Annotated in this window: 11 protein-coding genes and 1 pseudogene; all 12 read right to left on the reverse strand. The window is 68.0% G+C overall.

From position 1 onward, the window contains the following. Nucleotides 1-124 precede the first annotated feature (124 nt). The 12 genes and pseudogenes from AC6CHP_RS09050 to AC6CHP_RS09105 all read right to left on the reverse strand — a co-directional run bounded on the left by AC6CHP_RS09050 (nucleotide 125) and on the right by AC6CHP_RS09105 (nucleotide 20439). Nucleotides 125-1873, reverse strand: coding sequence for a serine/threonine-protein kinase (locus AC6CHP_RS09050; protein ID WP_498229329.1), 1749 nt, complete (start codon nucleotides 1871-1873; stop codon nucleotides 125-127). Next, nucleotides 1870-3861, reverse strand: a complete 1992-nt coding sequence (locus AC6CHP_RS09055; RefSeq protein ID WP_498229330.1) for an FHA domain-containing protein — start codon at nucleotides 3859-3861, stop codon at nucleotides 1870-1872. Before AC6CHP_RS09055 ends, AC6CHP_RS09050 begins: the two co-directional genes overlap by 4 nt. Further along, on the reverse strand, nucleotides 3848-4810 hold the full coding sequence (locus AC6CHP_RS09060; RefSeq protein ID WP_498229332.1) for a PP2C family protein-serine/threonine phosphatase: 963 nt from the start codon (nucleotides 4808-4810) through the stop codon (nucleotides 3848-3850). Before AC6CHP_RS09060 ends, AC6CHP_RS09055 begins: the two co-directional genes overlap by 14 nt. Then, nucleotides 4807-6057 carry an RDD family protein gene (locus AC6CHP_RS09065; protein ID WP_498229699.1) on the reverse strand — a complete coding sequence of 417 codons (1251 nt, stop codon included), beginning with the start codon at nucleotides 6055-6057 and terminating at the stop codon, nucleotides 4807-4809. Before AC6CHP_RS09065 ends, AC6CHP_RS09060 begins: the two co-directional genes overlap by 4 nt. Before the next feature lie 237 nt (nucleotides 6058-6294). Continuing rightward, nucleotides 6295-6375, reverse strand: a pseudogene (locus AC6CHP_RS09070) (zinc-ribbon domain-containing protein); the annotation flags it as partial. Next, complete coding sequence (locus AC6CHP_RS09075) at nucleotides 6372-9005, reverse strand: transglutaminase TgpA family protein (RefSeq protein WP_498229334.1); 2634 nt, start codon at nucleotides 9003-9005, stop codon at nucleotides 6372-6374. The gene AC6CHP_RS09075 and the pseudogene AC6CHP_RS09070, both read right to left, overlap by 4 nt. Then, nucleotides 9002-10333, reverse strand: a complete 1332-nt coding sequence (locus AC6CHP_RS09080) for a DUF58 domain-containing protein (RefSeq protein WP_377195041.1) — start codon at nucleotides 10331-10333, stop codon at nucleotides 9002-9004. Before AC6CHP_RS09080 ends, AC6CHP_RS09075 begins: the two co-directional genes overlap by 4 nt. Nucleotides 10334-10382: 49 nt before the next feature. Then, entirely contained in the window at nucleotides 10383-11354 is a 972-nt protein-coding gene (locus tag AC6CHP_RS09085) for an AAA family ATPase (protein ID WP_104185296.1), read from the reverse strand. 38 nt (nucleotides 11355-11392) lie between these two features. Further along, a complete protein-coding gene (locus tag AC6CHP_RS09090) occupies nucleotides 11393-17506 on the reverse strand; it encodes an Ig-like domain-containing protein (protein ID WP_498229337.1) in 6114 nt (2037 codons plus the stop codon). Nucleotides 17507-17824: 318 nt separating this feature from the next. Next, nucleotides 17825-18949 carry an adenylate/guanylate cyclase domain-containing protein gene (locus tag AC6CHP_RS09095; protein WP_498229339.1) on the reverse strand — a complete coding sequence of 375 codons (1125 nt, stop codon included), beginning with the start codon at nucleotides 18947-18949 and terminating at the stop codon, nucleotides 17825-17827. Next, the gene (locus tag AC6CHP_RS09100; protein WP_498229341.1) at nucleotides 18939-19538 is read right to left on the reverse strand and encodes a PH domain-containing protein; all 600 of its coding nucleotides are present in this window, start codon (nucleotides 19536-19538) and stop codon (nucleotides 18939-18941) included. The genes AC6CHP_RS09095 and AC6CHP_RS09100 overlap by 11 nt, the downstream gene beginning before the upstream one ends. Then, nucleotides 19531-20439, reverse strand: coding sequence for a biotin--[acetyl-CoA-carboxylase] ligase (locus AC6CHP_RS09105; protein ID WP_188730202.1), 909 nt, complete (start codon nucleotides 20437-20439; stop codon nucleotides 19531-19533). The genes AC6CHP_RS09100 and AC6CHP_RS09105 overlap by 8 nt, the downstream gene beginning before the upstream one ends. Nucleotides 20440-20482: the final 43 nt, after the last annotated feature.

Below are 20482 nucleotides of genomic sequence, written 5' to 3' on the forward strand. Positions count from 1 at the left end.
TGCCTCCTCGTTGGGCAAAATTTCACCGGGCTAACTTTTCGTTGGACAACCTGCCGTTCGACAACCTGTCGTGCGGCCATATGGTGCGTTTCGTCGTCGTAATGCTGCTGGGATGGTCCGCGGCTCAGGAGCCGGTGCACCCGATGGAGCTTTCCTCCATCGGGGAGAACGCGCCGTCAGAGCGCACGATCATGACCTGGATGCAGGTCTCCCCCGACGGATTCGCCGTCAACTTGACCGGCGGCTGGTCGATGGACTGGTATTCGCCGCCGCCACCTATGGTGTAGACCCGCCATTTGTAGGTGTCTCCCTCTTTGGGCTGCGGGTTCACCCAGGTGAAGGAGGCGTTGCCGTCCCCTGCCGCTGTCCCGGTGAGGCCTTCCACGTCCGGCACGGTTCCGTTGTCCAGCGCATCGGCCGGCGGCCTGCTGGCCTGCTGGGTCTCTACCGCCGCGGGTTTTTCGGGCGAGGCGTTGGCCACCACCAGGCCCACCACCGCAGTGAGGGCCAACAGGGTGCCGCCCGAGATTGCCAGCCAGAGGTTGCGCCGGCCGTGGTCGAGAGCCGGAGCCGCAGCAGCCGGCTCCTTCACCCTTGCCGGCCGGTGGACGGTGGTGTCCGCGGCGTCAGCGCCTGAGCCAAGGCGGCTTTCAGGCAGCGTGCCCTCGTCCTGGGCTGCACCGGCGCTGCCGCCGGAACCGCGCAGGACTGTGGCGTCCGCCCACTCCTGCGGCTGCGGCGCAGGGGCTGGTGCCGGCTGGGAGCCCGCGGAAGCCGTCGGGGTAAAGCGCGACGGCGGAGCCTCCGCTGCGGGGCCCTGGCCGTTACTGCTTTGGTTGCCAGCGCCGTGGCCAACACCGCTTTGACTGCCGCCGGCTTGGGGCCACGTGCGTGCCGGAAAGGTGGGGGCGCTGCCGGTCCGTTCCGGATCGATCGCCGCGATGCTCCGGACCCGCGTCTCCTCGACGCCGTCGTCCGGCTGGCTGTCCTCGTGGTGCGGCTCCTCCAGCACTTCAAAGGGTGTGACGGAGAGGTTGAGTTCCGCCTGGATGCGCTGCAGGGCCAGGGCGAAGGCGTGCGCTGAGGAGTATCGGGACTGCGGCGACTTTGCCATGGCCGTGGAGAGGGCCAGTTCCAGGGATTCGGGGACGTCCGCGCGGCCCAGGCGCGGCACCGGCGTGTTGCTGATCCGGCTGATCAGCTCCCGCTGCGAGTTGTCCGCCCCGGGCATCACAAAGGGCGACCGGCCGGCCAGCAGGGTGTAGAGCGTGGCACCGAGGGCCCACACATCCACCATGACCCCGTCCACCGCGCCGTCGGTGAACTGCTCGGGCGGGGACCAGGGGATGGACATTCCTGAGTCGTCGTCGGCGTCCCCGGCGAGCGTGCCGGAGATGCCAAAGTCGGTAAGGGCGGGACGGTTGTAGTCCGTGACCAGGATGTTGGCAGGCTTGATGTCGCGGTGGGCGATGCCGGCACGGTGGGCGGTTTCGACGGCGGAGGCCACCTGGATGCCGACGGCCAGGACTTCATCCACGCTGAACCGCTGCCTGCGGTACCGGACGTCCAGGCTGGGCCTGGAGCAGTACTCCATCGCCAGGTACGAGTGGCCGTCGTCGGTCACTTCCGCTTCGAAGATCGTCACGATGTACGGATGCGAGGACAGCTGGGCCATCAGGTTCGCCTCGGATTCGAACCTGCGGCGGGCACCCTCCGTCTTCAGGTCCGAGAGCAGCACCTTGACTGCAACCTTGCGGCGCGGCCTGTCCTGTTCGTACAGGTAGACGTCGGAGAAACCGCCGGAGCCCAGCAGGCTGATATAGGTGAACCCCTGGATGCGGGGAGGCGGCGCGACGGGCCGTTTGGAACTCAAGGAATCTCCTCAAAACGCAGCGAGATGTTGTCGCCCAGCTCAGCGATGTCACCGTCCAGCAGGATGGCCATCTCGTTCTGTGCCAGGCGGCGGGGAGACTGGCCTTCACGCACCAGGACGGTACCGTTCGTGGCCTTGAGGTCGCACAGCATGACGTGCCAGCCCTCCAGCCGGACCTCCACATGGGACCGCGAGATGTCACCTTCGGGGCTTGGAACCTGAACCAGCCTGGGCATGACGCCGCCCTGGACCCGGGACACGGACGGCTGCCGTCCGATGATCAGCGACTGGTCGAGGTCCAGGAGTTCCCCGGTGGACACACGCACCCTGCCCAGCCGGGGGCGCGGCACCTGGACGGCGTCCGGGAGCAGCCCCGCCCCGCACGCGGCGCACTGCGCCCGGGTGGGCGGGTTGGCATGGCCCTGGCGGCAGACCCGGGCCAGGACGGTGGGCCCGGCCGCCGGATCCTCCGCAACCGGTGTGGCGGGCTGTCCGGCTGACGTGGGGATGCTGCTCTTCATGACCGTCTGGCCGTCGTGGTCAGTGTCGACGGCGGCGCTGCCAGCATGGGGCTGCTGCGCGGCAGCGGCCGGCGCGGCCACGACCGCCCGTGGCCCAGCGCCGGTTTGCGGGACATTCGCCTGCGGGACATGGATCTGCGGGGCGCTGCCCTGCGGGGCGGGTACCTGCGGGGCGCTGCCCTGCACGGCGGCGTCCGCACCCTTCTTCCACGGAACGGAGTCAATGAGCCCCCCTGCAGGGGCGGGAGATGCAGCGGGCACGTGAGAAGCAAGGGGCAGCGGAGAAGCAGGGGCTGCCGGCGGCCCTGCCGCGGGCATCGGGGCCGGCGTCGGGAGTTCCTGTCCGTCAGGCTGTGCGTTAACTGGGGGATCTGCCGGCTCCTCCCCGTCGGGAGGTCCGTCGATTTCCGCCTCGCCGTCGTCCCGTACTGCCGCGTCCTCGATGCTCCGCACAACGGTCCTCTCCCAGAGGTGGTCGTAGGAGCTCGTGTGGTCGCTGGCGGGGGCTGCCCGCCCGGCGGGAAGTACCGGCTCACCGGGAGCGGATTCTGCCGGGTGGACGTCCGCCTGACGTACCTCCGAGGAGATAATTTCTGACGGCGCGGAGCCGTCAGCTGAAGCACCGTGAGAGTCGGAATCCGCGCCGGAGTCCGGACCGGAACCTGTCACGGCAACGTGCGCGTTGCCGTCTTCCTGCTCCAGGTCGCCGTCCTGGTCCTCCTGATCGCCGTCGTCGGCCAGCAGGCCGTCGTCGGCCAGCAGGTCGTCGTCGGCCAGCAGGTCGTCGTCGGCCAGCAGGTCGTTGTCGGCCAGCAGGTCGTCGTCGAGCACGCCGACAACGGTCTCGGCCGAGGCACCGTGTTCCGGCGCGACGGTCTCCACTGAGGCAGCGCGGTCCGGGACGATGGTCATCTCTGCCGAGGCATCAGCATCGGGCGCGGCGTCCCGGACGTCAGCGATGCCCGCGGAGTCCACCACAACCGAGGCCGGAGCGGCTCCGGAAGGTCCAAGTTCCGGCTGGCGCGGGGCCAGCACGAACGCCAGGGACTGCAGCAGGACAACACCCTCCCCCAGCGGCAGTTCCTGCTGCCCTGCCGAGCCGGCAGCCGGAATGGCCAGCCGGCATGCGCCCGGCAGGGCGAACCGGCGCTCGTTCCAGGTGGTGACGTCCCGGCCGTCGAGCTCCACGCGCCCGTCGGGCAGCTCCACCGCGAGGTCGAGGTCGCCGCGGAGGAAGACCCGCAAGGGACCGGTGGCCTCGAGGATGCCGAAGGACGGTATCTGCGCCAGCGATCCTCCCGAGCTGCTGGTCACCGCGTGGAGTACTTCGTGGACTTCGGGACCGGTGCCCAGCAGGTCCCACACCGCACCAGCCAGTGCCGGCGGAGAATCCGGGCCCAGGATGACGGCCGTGCTCCCACGGACGATTCCCAGCCAGGTGCCCGGAACGTAGCTAGTGCCGGTCATCGGAAGGCTCCCCGTCCTGGTGCGCGGCTGCTTGGCTGCCGGTTTGGGGCGCAGCCTGCGCCGCCTCTGCCTTCTGTCCCTGTTCGGCCTGGGCCTTCTGTGCCGCCTGCAACCGTGGCAGCGTGTCTTCATCCACCACATCAGGGTCGCGCCGAGGTGCGGTGGTGGCGGCACCGGCGTCGTTCAGGACATTCCTGGCATCCACCACGATCACCGTGATGTTGTCGCTCCCCCCGCTCCGGAGCGCGGCCTGGATCAGGGCATCGGCGGCTTCCTGGGGGTCACCCACCGTGCTGAGGATGCGGAGGATGTGCTCGTCCGTCAGCTCGCCGGTGAGGCCGTCCGAGCAGACCAGGACCCGGTCGCCTTCCTCCACGGGAAGCAGCCAGTAGTCGGCCTCGGTCTCGTCTCCCGTGCCAAGCGCGCGGGTCACCACGTGGCGGCGCGGGTGGACGGTGGCCTGTGCCGCGGTGATCTCCCCCGCGTCCACGAGTTCCTGCACCTCGGAGTGGTCCACGCTGATCTGGACAAACCGTCCCTGGCTAAGGCGGTACGTGCGGGAATCGCCGATGTTCATGACCAGCCAGTAGGGCATGCCCATCTGTTCCACCACCACGGCACCGGCCAGGGTGGTTCCGGCCCGCGCCCCGGTGGCCTCGCGGATGGAGGTGTCCGCCTGGACCAGGTACTGCTGCAAGACGGCTGCGGTGACGGTCCGTTCACCTGTGGCGAGCTGCGGGATGGCAGCGAGGGCACGGACGCACATGCCGCTCGCCACTTCGCCTGCTTCATGGCCTCCCATCCCGTCTGCCACGGCGAACACAGGATCGGAGGCGATGTAGGAATCCTCGTTCAACTCCCGGCGGAGTCCCCGGTCTGTCCCGTAGCCGTAGCTCAGGCTGAGGCCCGGCTGGAAGGTGGAGGGAACGCTGGCGGGCTGTTGGTTCATGCCTGTCCTAGGTAAAAGGTCCGGTCTCCGAAGTGGACACTGGATCCCGGGATAACAAAAGTGGGGACCCCCGGCGCGAGCGGCGTCCTGGCGCCGTTGGGGGTGGTCACGGCGCTGCCGTTCGTGGAGTTCCGGTCCGTCACCCAGATCCCCGCGCCATCGGTCAGCAGGTGGAGGTGCGTCTTGGAGATGGAGCGGCCGGGATCGTCGACGGCGAGGAGCTGGGCATGCTGTTCGCCCGCCTGGCCCACGGGGTTGCGGCCCACCAGGACGCTCCGGTCCAGCTGGAAGTCGCGGCCGTCGTCCAGCCGGATCCGCAGCACAGCGACGGGCGCCGGACCGCCTGCGCCCGGCCGCACCTGGGTGCGTTCGACGTCGTCGTCCACGTGGTGCTGCGTGCCCTGCCCGCCCTGGACAGGAAGGGACGGGGCAGCAGGCATAGAAACGCCGCCGGAAACAGGTTGGCCAGCCGGCGGCGCGAAGGACGCCGGCGCGGCGTAGGGCGTGGTCTGCGACGGCGGCGTCGGGGCGGACGGCGTCGGGGCAGGCGCGGACGCCGCCACGGGGCCGGGCTGCGCCGGGGCTGCCGGGGGGCCTGCCACCGGGGAGAGCACCTGCTGGACCGGGGGAAGGTCCAGCGGCGCGAAGCTGTAAGGGCCCTGGATGCCGCCGGTGGTGATGGGGTTCCGGCCTGCCTTCACATCGAAAACCAGGGCCTTGGCTGCTTTGTCGTGCCAGCCGCGCAGGCCGCTGTTCTTGTCCCAGTGGTTGGAGACCACCACCAGCACGGCCCAGGCAGCGCCCGCAAACACCAGCGGCGCAAGGATGAACAGGGCGGGCTCAAACCACCGGAAGACCACCACCAGGATGGCCGCCAGCAGTGCCAGGATGATCCCGGCACCGGTGATAAGTCCCCGGAGGAACACAGTACCGGCGCCCGGCGCATAGCCGTCGTTGTCCGCGCTGCGGATGCCCATGAGCAGGTTCCCGGGGGTCTTGCCCGTCCTGGCTTCGATCCCCATGACAGTAAAAAGGTACACAGCCGTCAGCGCCAGGCCGATGCCGCCGGACAGCACCAGCGACGCCGTGTCATAGGTGATGAACTGGCCGCTGCGGCTACGCGTGATCCCGGCAAAGCCGATGGCGAACGTCACCACCAGGACGGCCAGCGGAGGCAGCCAGTCAATGACGGCAGCGCCAAGCCGCTTGCCGGCCGTAGCCGGGGCAAGCTGAAGGTTCACTCCCATACCCGTTCCTCCCCCTGGGACGGCCCCCGACTGCGCGGTGGAACCGCCGGCGCTCCCCCGCCCGGTGCCTGCGTTGAGTGGATCCGCGGCCTGGGCAGCCGGGGATCTTTGTACTACCGGGATAGTACCGGGAATACCCGTTCCGTGGGCAGCCGGAGCCCCGGGCAACTGTTCGCTGCCCGGGGCTCCGCCGGGCAGCAGGGTGCGGGTGCTGCGCGCCGCCCGGTTGGGCAGGGGCGCCCCGCAGGACGTGCAGAAAGCCGCCCCCGCGCGGATGGACTGCCGGCAGCGGGGGCAGGCCTGAAGGTCCGCCGTCACGGTGCCGCGGGTCCCTGCTGGGGAGGTTCCGGCGTCGTGCGGTCCTGCTCCGCAGTCCCTTCCGCAGTATTCCCCTGCGGCTCATTCCCCCGCGGCGCCGTCCCACCCGGACCTGTGGCCGCCGGTCCCGTACGACGGCGGGACGCCGGGTTGAGTGCCTTGAGGGACGGAAGTGCCAGCGGGCCCCGCAGGGCCAGGGCGTTGCGCGCATCGGCCATGAGCGACCGCGGCGAGAACCTCGCCTGCTGCCGGCGCCAGAAGCCGGCCGTCGAGGTCATCTCTTGCAGGGAGCTGTCCACGATGGTCCAGTACTCGCGCACCTCGTCCTCACTTGGCTGGCCCGCGCCGAAGATGGACGCGTCCGCGCGCCTTGCCAGCAGTGTGGTGGTGCTGCCCGCGGCGGGGAACGCTTCGGCAAGGACCGCAGCGCTTTCGCGGCGGGTGGCCCGGGAGTCAACGGCGGCACCCATGTCGGTGGCCAGGCTGACCACCTCGCTCCAGCCGCCTCCCACCCGCTGCGCAGGGTGGCCTTCGCTGAACCGCGACTTCCGCCGCCGGGATTTCAGCAGGGCAATCAGCAGCAGCGGCAGCGCAAGGACGGCCAGCGGGATCAGGGCGATTCCCAGGGCGCCCAGCAGGGCGCCCCAGAAGAGCCAGGGGTTGTTCTTCTTCTCATCCGCATCCAGCGCGTCGGGTGACGAGTCCGGGGGGAGGTCCGCCGGCTCCTGCGGCGGGGGCGGCGGCTGCAGCACCTGCGGTTTGGGCTTGGACTTGTTTTCCGGGTCCGGCGGGATGGGGATGTTGTCCTTGGGCGGCGTGGGATCGAAGCTCACCCAGCCCACCCGTTCGAACGCCACTTCAACCCATGCGTGGACGTTCTTGCCGGTGATCCTGACCTCGCCCGCACCGTTCTCGGGGCTGGTGGGCTCAGGGTAGAAGCCCATCACCACGCGGGACGGGATGCCGAGGTGGCGCAGCATCAGGGACATGGCCACGGCGTACTGCTCGTCGTCGCCGAGCATCTGCTTGGCCGTGAGGAGGTTCCTGATCCGGGCGGATCCGTGGCCGGAGACGCTGGGCAGCTGGCCCTCGCTGACCAGCCCGTTGCTGAAGGCCCCGGTCTTCTGGAAATGGGCCTCAAGCTGGCGGACCCTGTCGATGGGCGTGGGCGCGTCGGAGGAGAGGTCGTTGGCCTGTGATCCCACCACCGGCGGCACTTCCACGGCGTCGGGAAGGGACAGCTTCGCGAAGTCGTACTGCGCCAGCTGCCCGTGTTCCAGCTTGACGGGGTCCGAGACCTGCACCCGGTAGGAGTCGCCGCGGGACAATCCGTTGGTGGTGACGGCGGTGTCGGTGCCGGAGTTGAAGTAGAGGCCGGATGCCGCGGCAGAAGCGGTGTCGTCGAAGCTCAGCCCGGTGGTCTTGCGGCCGCCGGGGACAAAGAAGCCCTGGTAGTCCTCAACGGTGATGTTGATGGCGTAGTCGTTGGTGGGAACAACGCCGGAGGTATCGGCCAGGGTGTTGATCGATTCGGTGTCTCCCACCTTGCTGAAGTTGCCGGAGCCGTTGGGGTCCATCGTGTAGTTGGTGCCGTTGAAGGAATCCAGGGCACCCAGCCGGACGCGGCCGTCGCGGGGCAGGCCCTGGACCACGAACAGGGTGTCGTCCTTCTTGTCCTTGACGAAGGTCCGGAAGCTGGCGAGGGGTGTGATGTAGTCCTTGGGATCGAACGGCGGGACCACGACGTTCCGGAGGACCTTCCGGTCGTTGCCCGCCGTGACCAGGGGTGCGGCGAGCGCGGTGACGGCCACGCTGACGGCGATGACGCCGGCGGCCATTCCCAGCCGGCGGAGCCTGGCGCGCTGCGCAGTGGCGGTATCTGTCTGCGGGTTGTTGACGGAAACCTTCCGGGTGGAGTTCTTCCGGAGCGCGTCCCTGCGGAAGGTGGCCCAGCCGATCCCCAGCACGGTAAGGCCAATGCCGCGTTCCACGGTAAGGAAGGCGGCGTTGGTGCTGAAGGCGATGCCGGTGACGAACAGGACCAGCACCGGCAGGAGCGGGAAGTAGGGGCTACGAAGCCGCCAGGTCAGGATGGCGGCCACCAGCGCGGTGATCATGGAGCTCAGGAACGGAACGATCAGCACACCGCCCGCGGTGCCCACGGGGACGCCGACCGTCAGCATGTCCTTCCAGGCGAACACGATCCCCAGCAGGAGGATGCGGAGCGAGTCCAGGGTGGGGACGAAGCCGGCGATGGCGGAATCCGGAACCGCCAGCAGGGTACCGAAGACCAGGTAGGCGCCCAGGGCCAGTGCCGTGGTGATGAGCAGCCCGAGGCGCAGGTGTGCGTTCAAGGCGCCCAGGGCCAGCCCCAGGAAGATTCCGCCGAAGCCGGACAGCAGGTAGTAGGGGTCGCCGCCGAAACTGAGCCCGAACCCGAGCAGGCCCAGCCCCAGCAGCACCGTCAGTGCGCCGGCGTCGAGCACAAAGTGCCAGAACGGCTGCCCGTTGGCAAAGGCGGAGTCTGCCTGGTCCCGGGGTGCGGTGCGGATGGTGCGCGGCTGTGCGGTGCGGGTTTGGTTGGCGCGGGGGCGCGTGCTGCGCGGGCGCAGGCCTTCCGTGGAGGTCATGCTGCGGCCTTTCTCAGCACAATGGCCAGGTCAGTCAGGTCTCCGAGCGTCAGCACTGTGAGGTCTGCGATGTTCGCCCGCGTGGGAGAGGCGCCGGCCTCGACCCGGACGGCGAGGCTGCGGACGCCCGGAGGCACGGAAGCGGCGGCGGAACGCAGCTGCGTGGCGGTCACGTGGCTGCCCACCACAAAAAACACCACGGAGGCGTTGGGAACAGTGTCGGCCAGGGTCCTGGCAAGGTCGACGGCGGTCCGGCGCATGGGCGCGCCGATGATCCTTGTCATGTCGTCCAGCAGGTTCCGCCCGGTTTCGCAGCGCAGCGGGCCTTTCTGGGTGAGGACGTCCAGCTCACGCTGCTCGCGGATGGCCTGCCTGCCGATGGAGGCGGCGGCGGAGACGGCCATCTCGAACTCGGTTTCCGAGGCGTACTCGTCAGTGTTGATGGACAGCGAAATGGCCAGGTGGGCGCGGCGGGTTTCCTCGAACTGGCGCACCATGAGCTTGTTGGTCCGTGCCGTTGTTTTCCAGTGGATGTGCCGCCGGTCATCCCCCGGCACGTAGTCGCGCAGCGCATGGAAGGACACGTCCGCGCTGGAGAGGTCCGTGGTGGGCATGCCTTCGAGGTCCCGGATGAATCCGGCCGCCGAACCGGCCAGGGCCACTGTGCGCGGGTGGACGAACAGGTCCTCCGGTTCGGTCCACAGGACCTGGCGGCGCAAAAGGTGCAGGGGGTCTGCCCGGACCGACCTGACGGGGCCGACGACGATCACGGCACGGCGCGCGGTGGGAATGGTGAAGAGGTCCTCGTGGACCTGCTGCGGCTTCATCCGCGGCAGGTGGAACACGGCGGTGGCGCTGCCCACCGGCAATTCCAGGGCGGCGGGCAACAGCGGCCGGGCAGAGGTGTTGGACACCGCGATGCTGCCAACGGCGCTGTCCCCCACCGCCACGCGGGTCCGGGCCAGGTCAAGGACCACGCCATAGGACGACCGGCCCAGGACGAACCCCACCGCGATCACGAACATGACGAACGCGGCGATGGCCGCGGCCTTCGCCTCCTGCCAGCCAAACGCCTGCCCTGTTGCCCAGAGCAGGATGGCGGCAGCGAGGACTGACCAGCCCAGGACGCTGACCACTGACAGCACGGGCCAGGCGTACGTCAGCCAGGCTCGACGGACGGCACGCCAGGCGGGGGCCGATGCCATGGCTGCGGTGTTCCTTGCCTCGGCCCAGACGGCTGAGGGGTGCAGGGCGCCGGGACTGCCGTTCCTGGCGAAGGGTTGTTTCAGACGCTCCGTGAGCCGGGTCAACGGGGTGCCGCTGGACATATGTGTGCCTTCGTTGTTGCGTGGAAGTGGTGGGGTCCTGGCCGGGGCGTCAGGCGTTGGTGCGCTGCTGGGGAGCCGCGATGTCCGCCAGGATCCGCGTCAGCACTGCCTCGGCGGTTGCTCCGGAGAACTCCGCTTCGGGGTCCATGACAAAGCGGTGGGTCCACACCACGGGAGCCAGTTCCTTGATGTCGTCCGGGAGGACGAAGTTGCGGCCCTGCCCGGCTGCCCAGACCTTGGCCGCCCGGACCATGGCCAGGGCACCGCGCACCGAGACGCCCAGCCGGGTTTCAGGGGCACTGCGGGTCTCCTCGCAGAGCCTGGAGATGTACTCCAGCACGGCGGTGTCCACGTGCACGGTGGCCGCCAGGTCTGCCATGTCTGCCACGGCCTGGGTGGTGATGACGGCGGACAGTTCCTGGGACCGGTCCTTGAGGTTGGAGCCGCCCAGCAGCCGGACGGTGGAGGCGTGGTCCGGGTAGCCGATGGAGGTCTTGATCAGGAAGCGGTCCAGCTGCGCCTCGGGCAGGCGGTAGGTGCCGGCCTGCTCGATGGGGTTCTGCGTGGCCATGACCATGAACGGCCGTCCGGCTTCATAGGTGACGCCGTCCACCGTGACCCGGGATTCCTCCATGACCTCCAACAGGGCCGACTGGGTCTTCGGCGAGGCACGGTTGATCTCGTCCGCGAGGACGATGTTGTTGAAGATCGGGCCCTTGTGGAACTCGAACTTCTGCGTCTTCTGGTCGTAGATGGTCACGCCGGTGACATCCGAGGGCAGCAGGTCGGGGGTGAACTGGATGCGGTTGTTGGAGCCCTGCACGGTGGCGGCCAGGGCCCTGGCCAGGGAGGTCTTGCCGGTGCCGGGGGCGTCCTCGAACAGCACGTGGCCCTCGGCCAGCATGGCCGTGAAGGTGAGCCGGATGACGTGTTCCTTGCCCAGCACGGCCTGTCCCACGTTGGCAACGAGCTTCTCGAACGTGTCTGCAAACCAGGCGGCCTGCTCGGGGGTCATGGTCATGAAATGTTCTTTCTCTCGGGCTTGGGAATGATGGCGGGTCAGCGTTTGGGCATTCTGTCCGGCGGGTTGCAGCCGAGCGAGACGGTATCGCACCGGGCATAGTTGCCGGCTGCTTCCCCGGTGGAGAGGTGGTACCAGATGCCGCTGGGGTTGTTCGAGGTCTTGTACCAGACCACGTAGAAATCCGCCTGGGCAACCCGTCCCGAATTGAACCAGATGCCGGGGCTGATGCATTGGTCGGGGTTCGTGTTCCTGTAGCTGTCCGTACCGTACCGCGGCTCCGTGCATGTCCGGACGGGAGCGGTGACACTCCAGGAACTGGGCGGCGGCGGAGTCGGGTCGGCACCGGACCTGGACGTCACAGGTCCGCCAATTGCACCGTTGACGGCTGTCACGGCACGCACGCGAAGCTGGCGGGGCTGGTCCCAGCCGCCCGCGGACCGGTCGTACTTCGTGGCCTTGCCTACGTTGATCCAGCCGCCTCCCTCGTAGCTGACCTCGTAATGGCTCAGGGGCCGGCCGTTAGTGTTGGGGTTGTTCCAGGTCCAGTGGACGTCGCCGTCGCCCTTGGCGGACGTGCCGCCATCGATATTGGGCGCGTTCGCAGGTCCGTAGGGGTTGCCGGCGCCAATCGCCTGTGCATCACCCGAGATGTTGTTCCTGGTGGACGTGGCAATGATGTTGATGGTGATGTTCTGTCCGTTGGGCAGGCCGTTGATGTTGCCGCCAGGCGCGTTGATCGGCCCGGACTGCCCGGTTGATGCGCGGTAGGAGTAGGCAATCTCACTGGCGGTGGAGCCGTTGCGCTGGGCCTCGGTGAGCGGCGTGAACGTGACCTGGAGCTGACCGCTGTTCCCGGTGTCGGCGACGGTACCGCCGCTGACCTGCCCGGGCTTCCCGGAAGCCCGAATGGCGGCCGACGGGGCGCTCGTCCCGCTGGTACCCGCCTTGTTCGTGGCGGACACCGTGAAGGTGTAGTTCGTTTCCGAGTTGTCCACGGTCACGTTCTGCGACGTACCGGTGACTTGCTGGCTGGCCACGACGGCACCGCCCTGGAGGGTGGTCAGGGTGTAGGCCGAGATGGCGTCGCCGTTGTTGTTAGGCGCCGTCCAGCTCACCTTCAGCTGGCTTTGCGAACCCACGGAACCCGCCTGCGCCGCAGATGGTGCAGCAGGGGTGGCCGGGACTCCGGCAGGCACTTCGGCTGCCGAGTACGGGCTCCATTCGGACGGTTCCTTGGCATCATTGCGCGCCAGGACCCGGACTTTGTAGGAGACGCCGTTCTGCAGTCCCTTCCAGACGTAGCTGACCGCTGCCAGGTTCTGGATCTGGGCGTTCTGCCCGGCCGGAGGGGGTGAGATCTCCAGGTCGTAGGACTTCACCGGCGAGCCCTTGCTTGCAGGGGCGGACCAGTTGATGGACAGCTCCTTGTCGCCGAACTTCATCGACGGCGCCAGCGGGGTATCGGGCTTCACGTCAGGGCGCACCTCGGCAGAGGCAGGCGACCGGTCCGATTCACCAAACTCGTTGGTGGCCGAGACCTGGAAGTGGTACTTGGTGTTGTTGACCAGCCCGTTGAGCGTGCAGGTGTTGGCGGGGCAGTCCTGCTGGAATCCGCCCTCGCCGTACACGGTGTACTTGGTGATGGGTGAGCCGCGGTCCGCGGGCGCCGTCCAGTTCAGGAGGGCCGTCTGGTCCCCTACGCTCTGCGCCTGCGGGGTGGTGGGCGCCTGGGGCTTGTCCTTGACGGTGAGGCGGACACGGGCTGTTGCCTGGCGCGACGGATCCTCCGTTTTGTCCGCCACGGTGTAGGACACCACCATGGTGCCGGTGAAGCCCGGCGCAGGCGTGACGGTGATGGAATCGCCGTTGACGTCCACGTTGCCGCTGCCGGTTTCCGCGGCGGCCGCAATGATCTTCAGCGCGGTCTCCGGGAACGGGTTGGCGTCGTTGGCCAGCACATTGACCGTCACGGGTTTGCCCGCGGCAACGTTGTCCTGCACGTCGTCGTTGGCCACCGGCTTCGGCCGGTTGGAGGCGGTCACCTTCAGCTGGTAGGTGGCGGTGGCTTCGAGCCCGCGGGGATCCTTCGCCTTGACCTGGACGGCCGAGGTGGTTCCTGAGCCGCTTGAGTCGGCCGCGGAGACCTTGAGGGTCCTGCCGTCGATGCTCGCGTTGAATCCGGCGGGCGCTCCGCCCACCAGTTCGTACTTCATCTTTTCGACGTCGTCGGCGTCCGGGTCCGAGGTCAGCTTGCCCAGGTCGGTGCTGGCGGAGTCGCCCTTGGGCACGTCGACGTTTGCGCCCAGGAGTTCCGGCGGATTGTTCTTGTTGGGGTCGGGCAGGACCTTGGTGCGGATGCTGAGGGTGGACTTGAGGCCTTCCGGGTCGTCCGGGCCGGTCCCGTCCGTGACCTCGAAGGTGAGCGAGCCGGGACCCACATAGTCGGTTCCTGCCGTGTACTTCAGGCCCGTGCCGTCGCCGATGACGGGGTCGCCGCCGTCGGCGCCGATGAGCTTGATGCGGTCGGTCTGGGTGAGCCGCGGCGAGCGGCCTTCACGCACCTTGACCCACTCGTCGAGGTCAACGTCCACGGACTGTCCGGCGACGACCTCGATGACTTCGTCCTTGGCCAGGGTGGGCACCTGCTGACCAAGGCCGGGCACCCAGATCACCGCCGTCGACTGCTGGCCGTCAACATCCTCCACGTTGTAAGGGATGAGCTGCGGCTGCTCCGTCAGGTCGACAATCATGGTGCCGTCTGCGCCCGGCCGGGCGGTGGTGGCCTCGGTGCTGACCTTGAGGTTTTCCCCGACGCCGTCGGGGTCCTCGTCGTTCTTCAGGACGGGGACATCCACGGCGGTCTTCCCCATGGTCTGGGCGGAGGTGACCCGGTCATCACGGGCGACGGGCGCCTTAAGGGGCACCTCGTTGTCCACCACCACGCGGATGGTGGCCTGTGCGGTAGCGTCCCGGTCGTCGGCGATGGTGTAGCGGACGTTGACGGTTCCGGCTTCTTCCGGCGCCAGCAGGATGATCCGGCCGCTGGTTTTGCTTACCGTGGCCTGCAGCGCGGGGTCGGCTTCGATGCCGTCGCTGAGGATGCGGATGAGGTCACCGTCGGGGTCGGTGTCGTTGCCGGTGGCGTCCACGGCGATCTGGCGGCCCGGGCGGACCCGGACCTCGTCGTCCACGGGAGTAGGTTTCTGGTTGACCTCACCGCGCGGCGCAATGCCCACGGTGACGGTGCCCGTGTTGACGGCGCCCTGCCGGTCCACCACCTTGTAGCGGAACGTGTCGGTTCCGGCGCCGTCACCGGCAGCCGTAAAGTCGATGAAGTTGCTGCCCACGGCAGCCGTTCCCATCGACGGCGTACTGTCGATGCCGGTCAGCTGGACCGAATCGCCGTCCGGATCGATGCCGTCCAGCGGTACGGGAATGCGCACCGTGCCGGCGGCCACCACACGGGCGGTGAGGTTGCGCGGCTGCGGGCGCGAGTTTTCGGCGCCTTCGAGCGGAAGGATGTGGATGGTCACCGCGGCGGCGCTCTTCTGGCCCTGCGGGTCCACGGCGTTATAGATGGCACGGACCGTCTTGGGCTGCGGGCCGGCGATGAACCTCAGGGTGTTCTCGGAGACGAAGCTCTTTCCGTCCACGGGATCCACGCCCTGCGGCAGGACAGGATCCACCGTGAGTTCCTGGCCCTGCGGGTGGGTGTCGTTCTCGAGGACGGGGATGGTGACGACGTCGTTGACCCGGACGTTGACCTCGTCCGGTTTGGGCTGGGGTGCTTCCACAACGGCGGGCGCAGGGACGGGGACCACGGAGACGCTGCCCGTGGCGGCCTTCTTCCCGTTGGACATGGTGTATTCGAAGAGGATCGGGTCCTTGGTGCCCAGGATGTCGGTGATGCGCAGGACACCATGGTTGATCACGCTGACGGACGCGGTCGAGTTTTCGGGCAGTTTCACGGACTGCAGCACCAGGACGCCACCGGAGGGGTCGGAGTCATTGGCCAGCGGGTCCAGCAGCACGCTGCCGCCGGTGGGCATGAGCGCCACGTCATGGACGGCGACGGGGTCACCGGCCTCATCTCCGGATTCCACGTCAACGCGGATGAGCCCCTGGCTGCTTTGCGGGCCGTTGCTGGCGATGTACGTCAGGTAGACCGGGCCGGGGGTGGTGCTGCGGAACGTGAACGTGCCGCCGTCGGTCACGGGACCCAGCTCGGCGGGGCCGTTGGCCTCCACCTGTGCCAACCGGAGGGCGCCGCCGTTGGGGTCCACGTCGTTCTTCAGCGGTGAGATGACCAGGTCCTGGCCCACCACGGCAGTGACGTGGTCGGCGTTGACCACCGGTGCCAGGGCTCCCGGCGGTTGGACGTTGACCACGACTTTCCCGGTGACGGTGTCCCGGCCGTCCCAGATGGTGACCTCCACGGTCTTCTTGCCGGCTGTCGCGCCGGAGTCCTGGAAGGTGAGCAGGCCGTCACGGCGGACCTTCACCTGGTCCTGGTCGTTGTCCGCCTTGGCGTCGAGGAGCACCAGGTCGTCGCCGTCGGGATCGATCCAGTCCGTGAGGATGTTCTGGCTGACTGTCTTGCCCTGTTCCACCAGCATGGTGGTGGTGTTGTCGCCGCGCTTGAACTGCGGAGGTTTGTTCTCGTCGGGCCCAACCACGCTGAGCGTGACCTGCCCGCCGGCGGACAGGCCTCGGCCGTCGGAGGCGCTGTAGCTGAACGTTTCGGTGCCGGGTTTCGCGTCGGCGGGAACGGAGATCTGGAAGGCGGTGCCGCCGTAGATATTTTGGAGGCTTCCGGCCTGGGGTCCTGAGTCCCCCACAGCTGCGGTGAGCACGTCGCCATCGGGGTCCGAATCGTTGTCCAGGACGCTGAGGATGGTGGTGCGGCCGGGGCGCACGCCGACGGCGTCGGGCTTCGTTTCCGGCGGACGGTTGGGTTTGGTGCGGTCCGGGAGGACGTTAATGGTGTTGTTGTCCGCGGACTCCTGGTCCTGTTCGTCGGACTCGTTCTTGGGCGGGACGACGTCGTCCCAGTTGTTGACCAGTTGCATGTTCTGGTTGACCAGCCACACGTTGCCGGAGTTCACGTCGTTCAGGACCACCAGGTCACGGTTCACCCGGAAAACATACGACGGCGAGGCGCTCGCCTTGGGCACGTCCACGTTCTTGTCATCGCCATCGTTCACGCAGTCCCGAACATACTTGTTCGCCCCCGACCACGCCGCATGCACACACCCGCCCAGCTGGACAGGGGCAGCCGGCACACCCTCGCCGTCGAACGTCACCGTCTTGGCCGTGGACCCGTCCAGCGGCTGCTTCAGCAGCGCCTTGGGCGTCGAAACCGCCACAAAATCACTGCCCGGCCCGCCCTGCTGCAATTTCGCATCCCGCGCGTTCTCCACCTGGAGCCGCTTCCCGCCGGGCAGGAACAACCTCCCCGCCGCCGCATCAAGAAGCACAGGCTTATCCCCCACCACCGTGATCTGGAGGTCCCCCGCACCTTTAAGGTCCGCCCAGGTCTCAGTCTCCGAGGACGTTACTTCCCCGTTGGCGTCAACACCGGTAACCGTCACCGCACCGGACTTGGGATCCGCCGAATAGATCCGGTCGTCCTCCCCCACCGCCGAGACAATGCCCTCCGAGCCCACCATGACGGGCTCGGAGGCTTCCTCGTCAAAACCGTTGACCGTGGACGGAGACACCGCCCACACCTTGCCTGACGCTGCGTCGGTCACCGAGATCACCTCGGATCCGAAACTCACATCCGCGGACCCCGGCAGCTGCTTGTCCCCGCCCAGCCGCATGTTCGCCGGCGAAACCTGGTTCAACGTTGACCCGGTCTCGTCATCAACGAACACATCCCCCGCGTCCTGCAGGATGTCGAACGTCGTGGACGCCGGCGTCACCGCCCCGTCAAGGACCCGGGAAGGATAATTCAACCGGCCTACTGCGTTCTTGGACTTGGACACCACCCACACGCCGCCGTCGTTCAATTCCACCTCGGTGGTTTTGAACCCCGGATACAGAATTGCCCCCGTCACCACAACAGCAACAGCGGCACTGAAAGCAGTGCCCGTCACCATTTTTTTGTGGCGCCGATTCAGTCCAAGTTTCCCCAGCAGACTTGTCACAGCTTGATATCCCCTGAAATTACCGCTGCCGCAGGCAGCTGCCCGGCCGGGACTCGCCCGGACCTTGATGTTGTGCTGCTCCTGGCAGGAAGCAGCTGAGACCCGACAAAAATAAGGACACCCGGCCACGCGTGGCGCCGAGTGCCGGCAAGATAGCTTGCCCGGTGGCAAGCATACCCACGGCCACATCTGGCCGCGATGGGGAGCCCTGCCCACGGCAGTGCTCCGTCCTTTGCCGCCGCACCGACTATATCGTGATTGACCAACAACTGGAGAAACTATTTTGGGCTTGTCATTCCGGCTGAAGAATCAGGCGTCCTAGTCCAGCACAAGCCCCTTGCCAAGCCCCCGCTCCAAACGCACCGGGCGGATCTCGCCGAAGCCGCGGACGTTTTCGGGCGGCTGTGGCTCCAGCACGAACCGTTCATCGTGCTCCAGGGCCGAGGCCGTCATCGAGTCCACCAGCACAGTCCCGGGGTCGGCCAGGGTGGTAAGCCGGGCCGCCAGGTTCACCGTGGGACCGTAGATGTCACCAAGCCTGGACAGGATCCTTCCCCACACCATGGCCACCCGCGCTTCGGGAAGGATTTCGTCCTCCGTGAAGGCCTGGGCCAGGGCAAGGGAGATCTCAGCGCCGGCAGCGGGGGTTTCCGCGATGTACAGGACTTCGTCCCCCACCGTTTTCACCAGCCTGCCGCCGCCTACGGAGATGATTTCCGCGCACTTGTTCTCGAAGCGCTGGACCAGCCGGGCGAGGGTTTTTTCGTTCATGCGCCGGGACAGGCTGGTGTAGGAGACCAGGTCCGCAAAACCGACGGCTCGTGCCAGCGGCAGCGGCGCGTCGTCCTCGTCGCCTTCCCGGCCTTCCTCGCTGGCCTGGAGCCCGGCCTCCGCCCGGACGGCGAGCCGCTGCACGCCGGCGTTGAGCTGGCGCCGCCAGGAGTACACCAGTACTTCTTCGAGGGCGTCCACCAGCGCGGGCAGTTCGTTGACCAGCCGCTTGCGCGCCACGGCGTCCGTGACACCCTGCTCGTGGACCATGTCCTCCACCAGGGCTTCGATCTGCCACACCACCATCCGGTCCGTCATCTGCCCGATGGAGCGTGTGACGGAGATGGCGGCCTCCTCCGTCAGCTTGCCGGAGCGCACCAGGTCCACCACGGTGGAGAGGGCGGCCTGGTCCCGCTCGGTGAAGGCGACGTCCTCGTCGCCGAAGTTGGGAAAGCCCAGGGCGCGCCACAGCTTGCGGGCGGACAGCAGGGACAACCCTGCGCCGGCGGCCACTTCACGACGGCGGAGCTTGCGTTCGCCGCCGAGCAGCCGGGCTTCCAGCGCCTTCATGGCGAGCCGTTCGGCTGACATGGTGCCCGTGGCGGGGTGGGCGTCCATCGCGGGCGGGGGCGTGATGGAGTCCGCGCGTTCCTGCTGGTCCTCATCGTTCATCCCGTCCACCTTCTCTCAGTTCCCATGGCAATGCTCCGGCAGGGTAATCCAGCGCCCCGCCGGACTGGCCGTCGCGTTCGTCGGGCAGTTCCTCGAGGGCGTCAAGGATGAAATCCCGGAACCTGGCAACCTCCGGCACGTCCCGGAAAGTCACTACGCCCTGGTACCCGGTTTCCAAGGATATATTCCCCGAGCGCAACAGGCGCTGGAGTACCGACTCGTGGACAGTCAGGTGGCGCACCGATGCAAGGTTTACTTGCTGGTCCTGCCGCCGCACCAGGCCGGACCTGGAGATGAGCCTCCGGCTGGTGAGCGTATACCGGGTGCCCTGCCACCGCAGCAGCCGGGGCAGGCAGTAACCCAGCCAGACGCCGGCCGCGGCCAGGATGCATCCGGCCACCAGCGCCGGCGTCCACCGCGCCTCGAGGCCGGGGATGACCCTCACCGCTTCCCCGCGGACCACCCATGCGGCAGCAAAGGCGGCAAGTGCCGGTGAGAGTATGAAGGCTGCGGCTGCCCCCGCCAGCTTCCTCGGCTGCGGGCGGGTAGTGACTATCACCTGCTCGCCCGGGACGAGGTCTTTACGCATATCCGCCCTGGCCGGATTCATCCGGGGAGGTCCACGGACGCAGGTGCACCACATCGCCGGCGGTCACCACGTGCTCGCGGGACTCCCGGTCAACCACCAGCAGTGAGCCGTACTCGTCGAGCCGGGATGCGTGGCCAATGATCTCGTGGTCGCCGGGGAGCTGCGCCCGCACCTGTTTTCCCAGCGTCGTCATGACGGCCTCCACCCGCTTATGCAGCGACGGGCCGCCGGCCAGGCCCGCTGCGGGGTCGCCGTCGGCATTGCAGAAGCTGCGGTAGAGCACGGCAAAGTGCGAGAGGTAGCTCTTCAGCAACTCGGTCCGGTCCGCTGTCCGCGGCGCTTCCAGGACCACGGACGTGGCGGTGGGCACGGGGAGCTCCTCCTCCCGGAGGGTGACGTTCAGGCCGGTTCCGAGGATGACGGGCGGCACCGAGCCGTCCACCATGGGACCCAGCTGGGCCAGGATTCCGGCGATTTTCTTTCCGCGCACCAGGACGTCGTTGGGCCACTTCAGCTCCGCGGGGAGGCCGGCCGTCTCCAGCAGGGTTTCGCGCAGCGCCAGGGCTCCGATGAGGGACAGCCAGGAATAGCTTTGGGTGGGGAGCGGCCTGCCTTCCGCGTTCGCGGGCCTCAGGACCACCGAAACGGAGACGGAACTTAGGGGCGGCGCCTCCCAGTGCCTGTCCAGGCGTCCCCGGGCCGCCGTCTGGTATTCCGCCGTCAGCACCGACATGTCCGGCCACGCCGAGGGCTCCACGGTCACCGACCGGAGCAGGTCCGCGTTGGTGGACCCGGTGGAGTCCACCACCTCGAGCCGTGCGATGCCGGTGGCGGACAGGAAGTCCTGGTCCGCGAGGTCGCTCCGGTTCAGCGGCGTACCGGGGGCATGTGCGTCATCCATACCTAAACTCTACCGACCCGGCCCGGCCCCGGCTGCCCGCAGC

Source organism: Pseudarthrobacter sp. GQ63 (genome assembly GCF_059758765.1).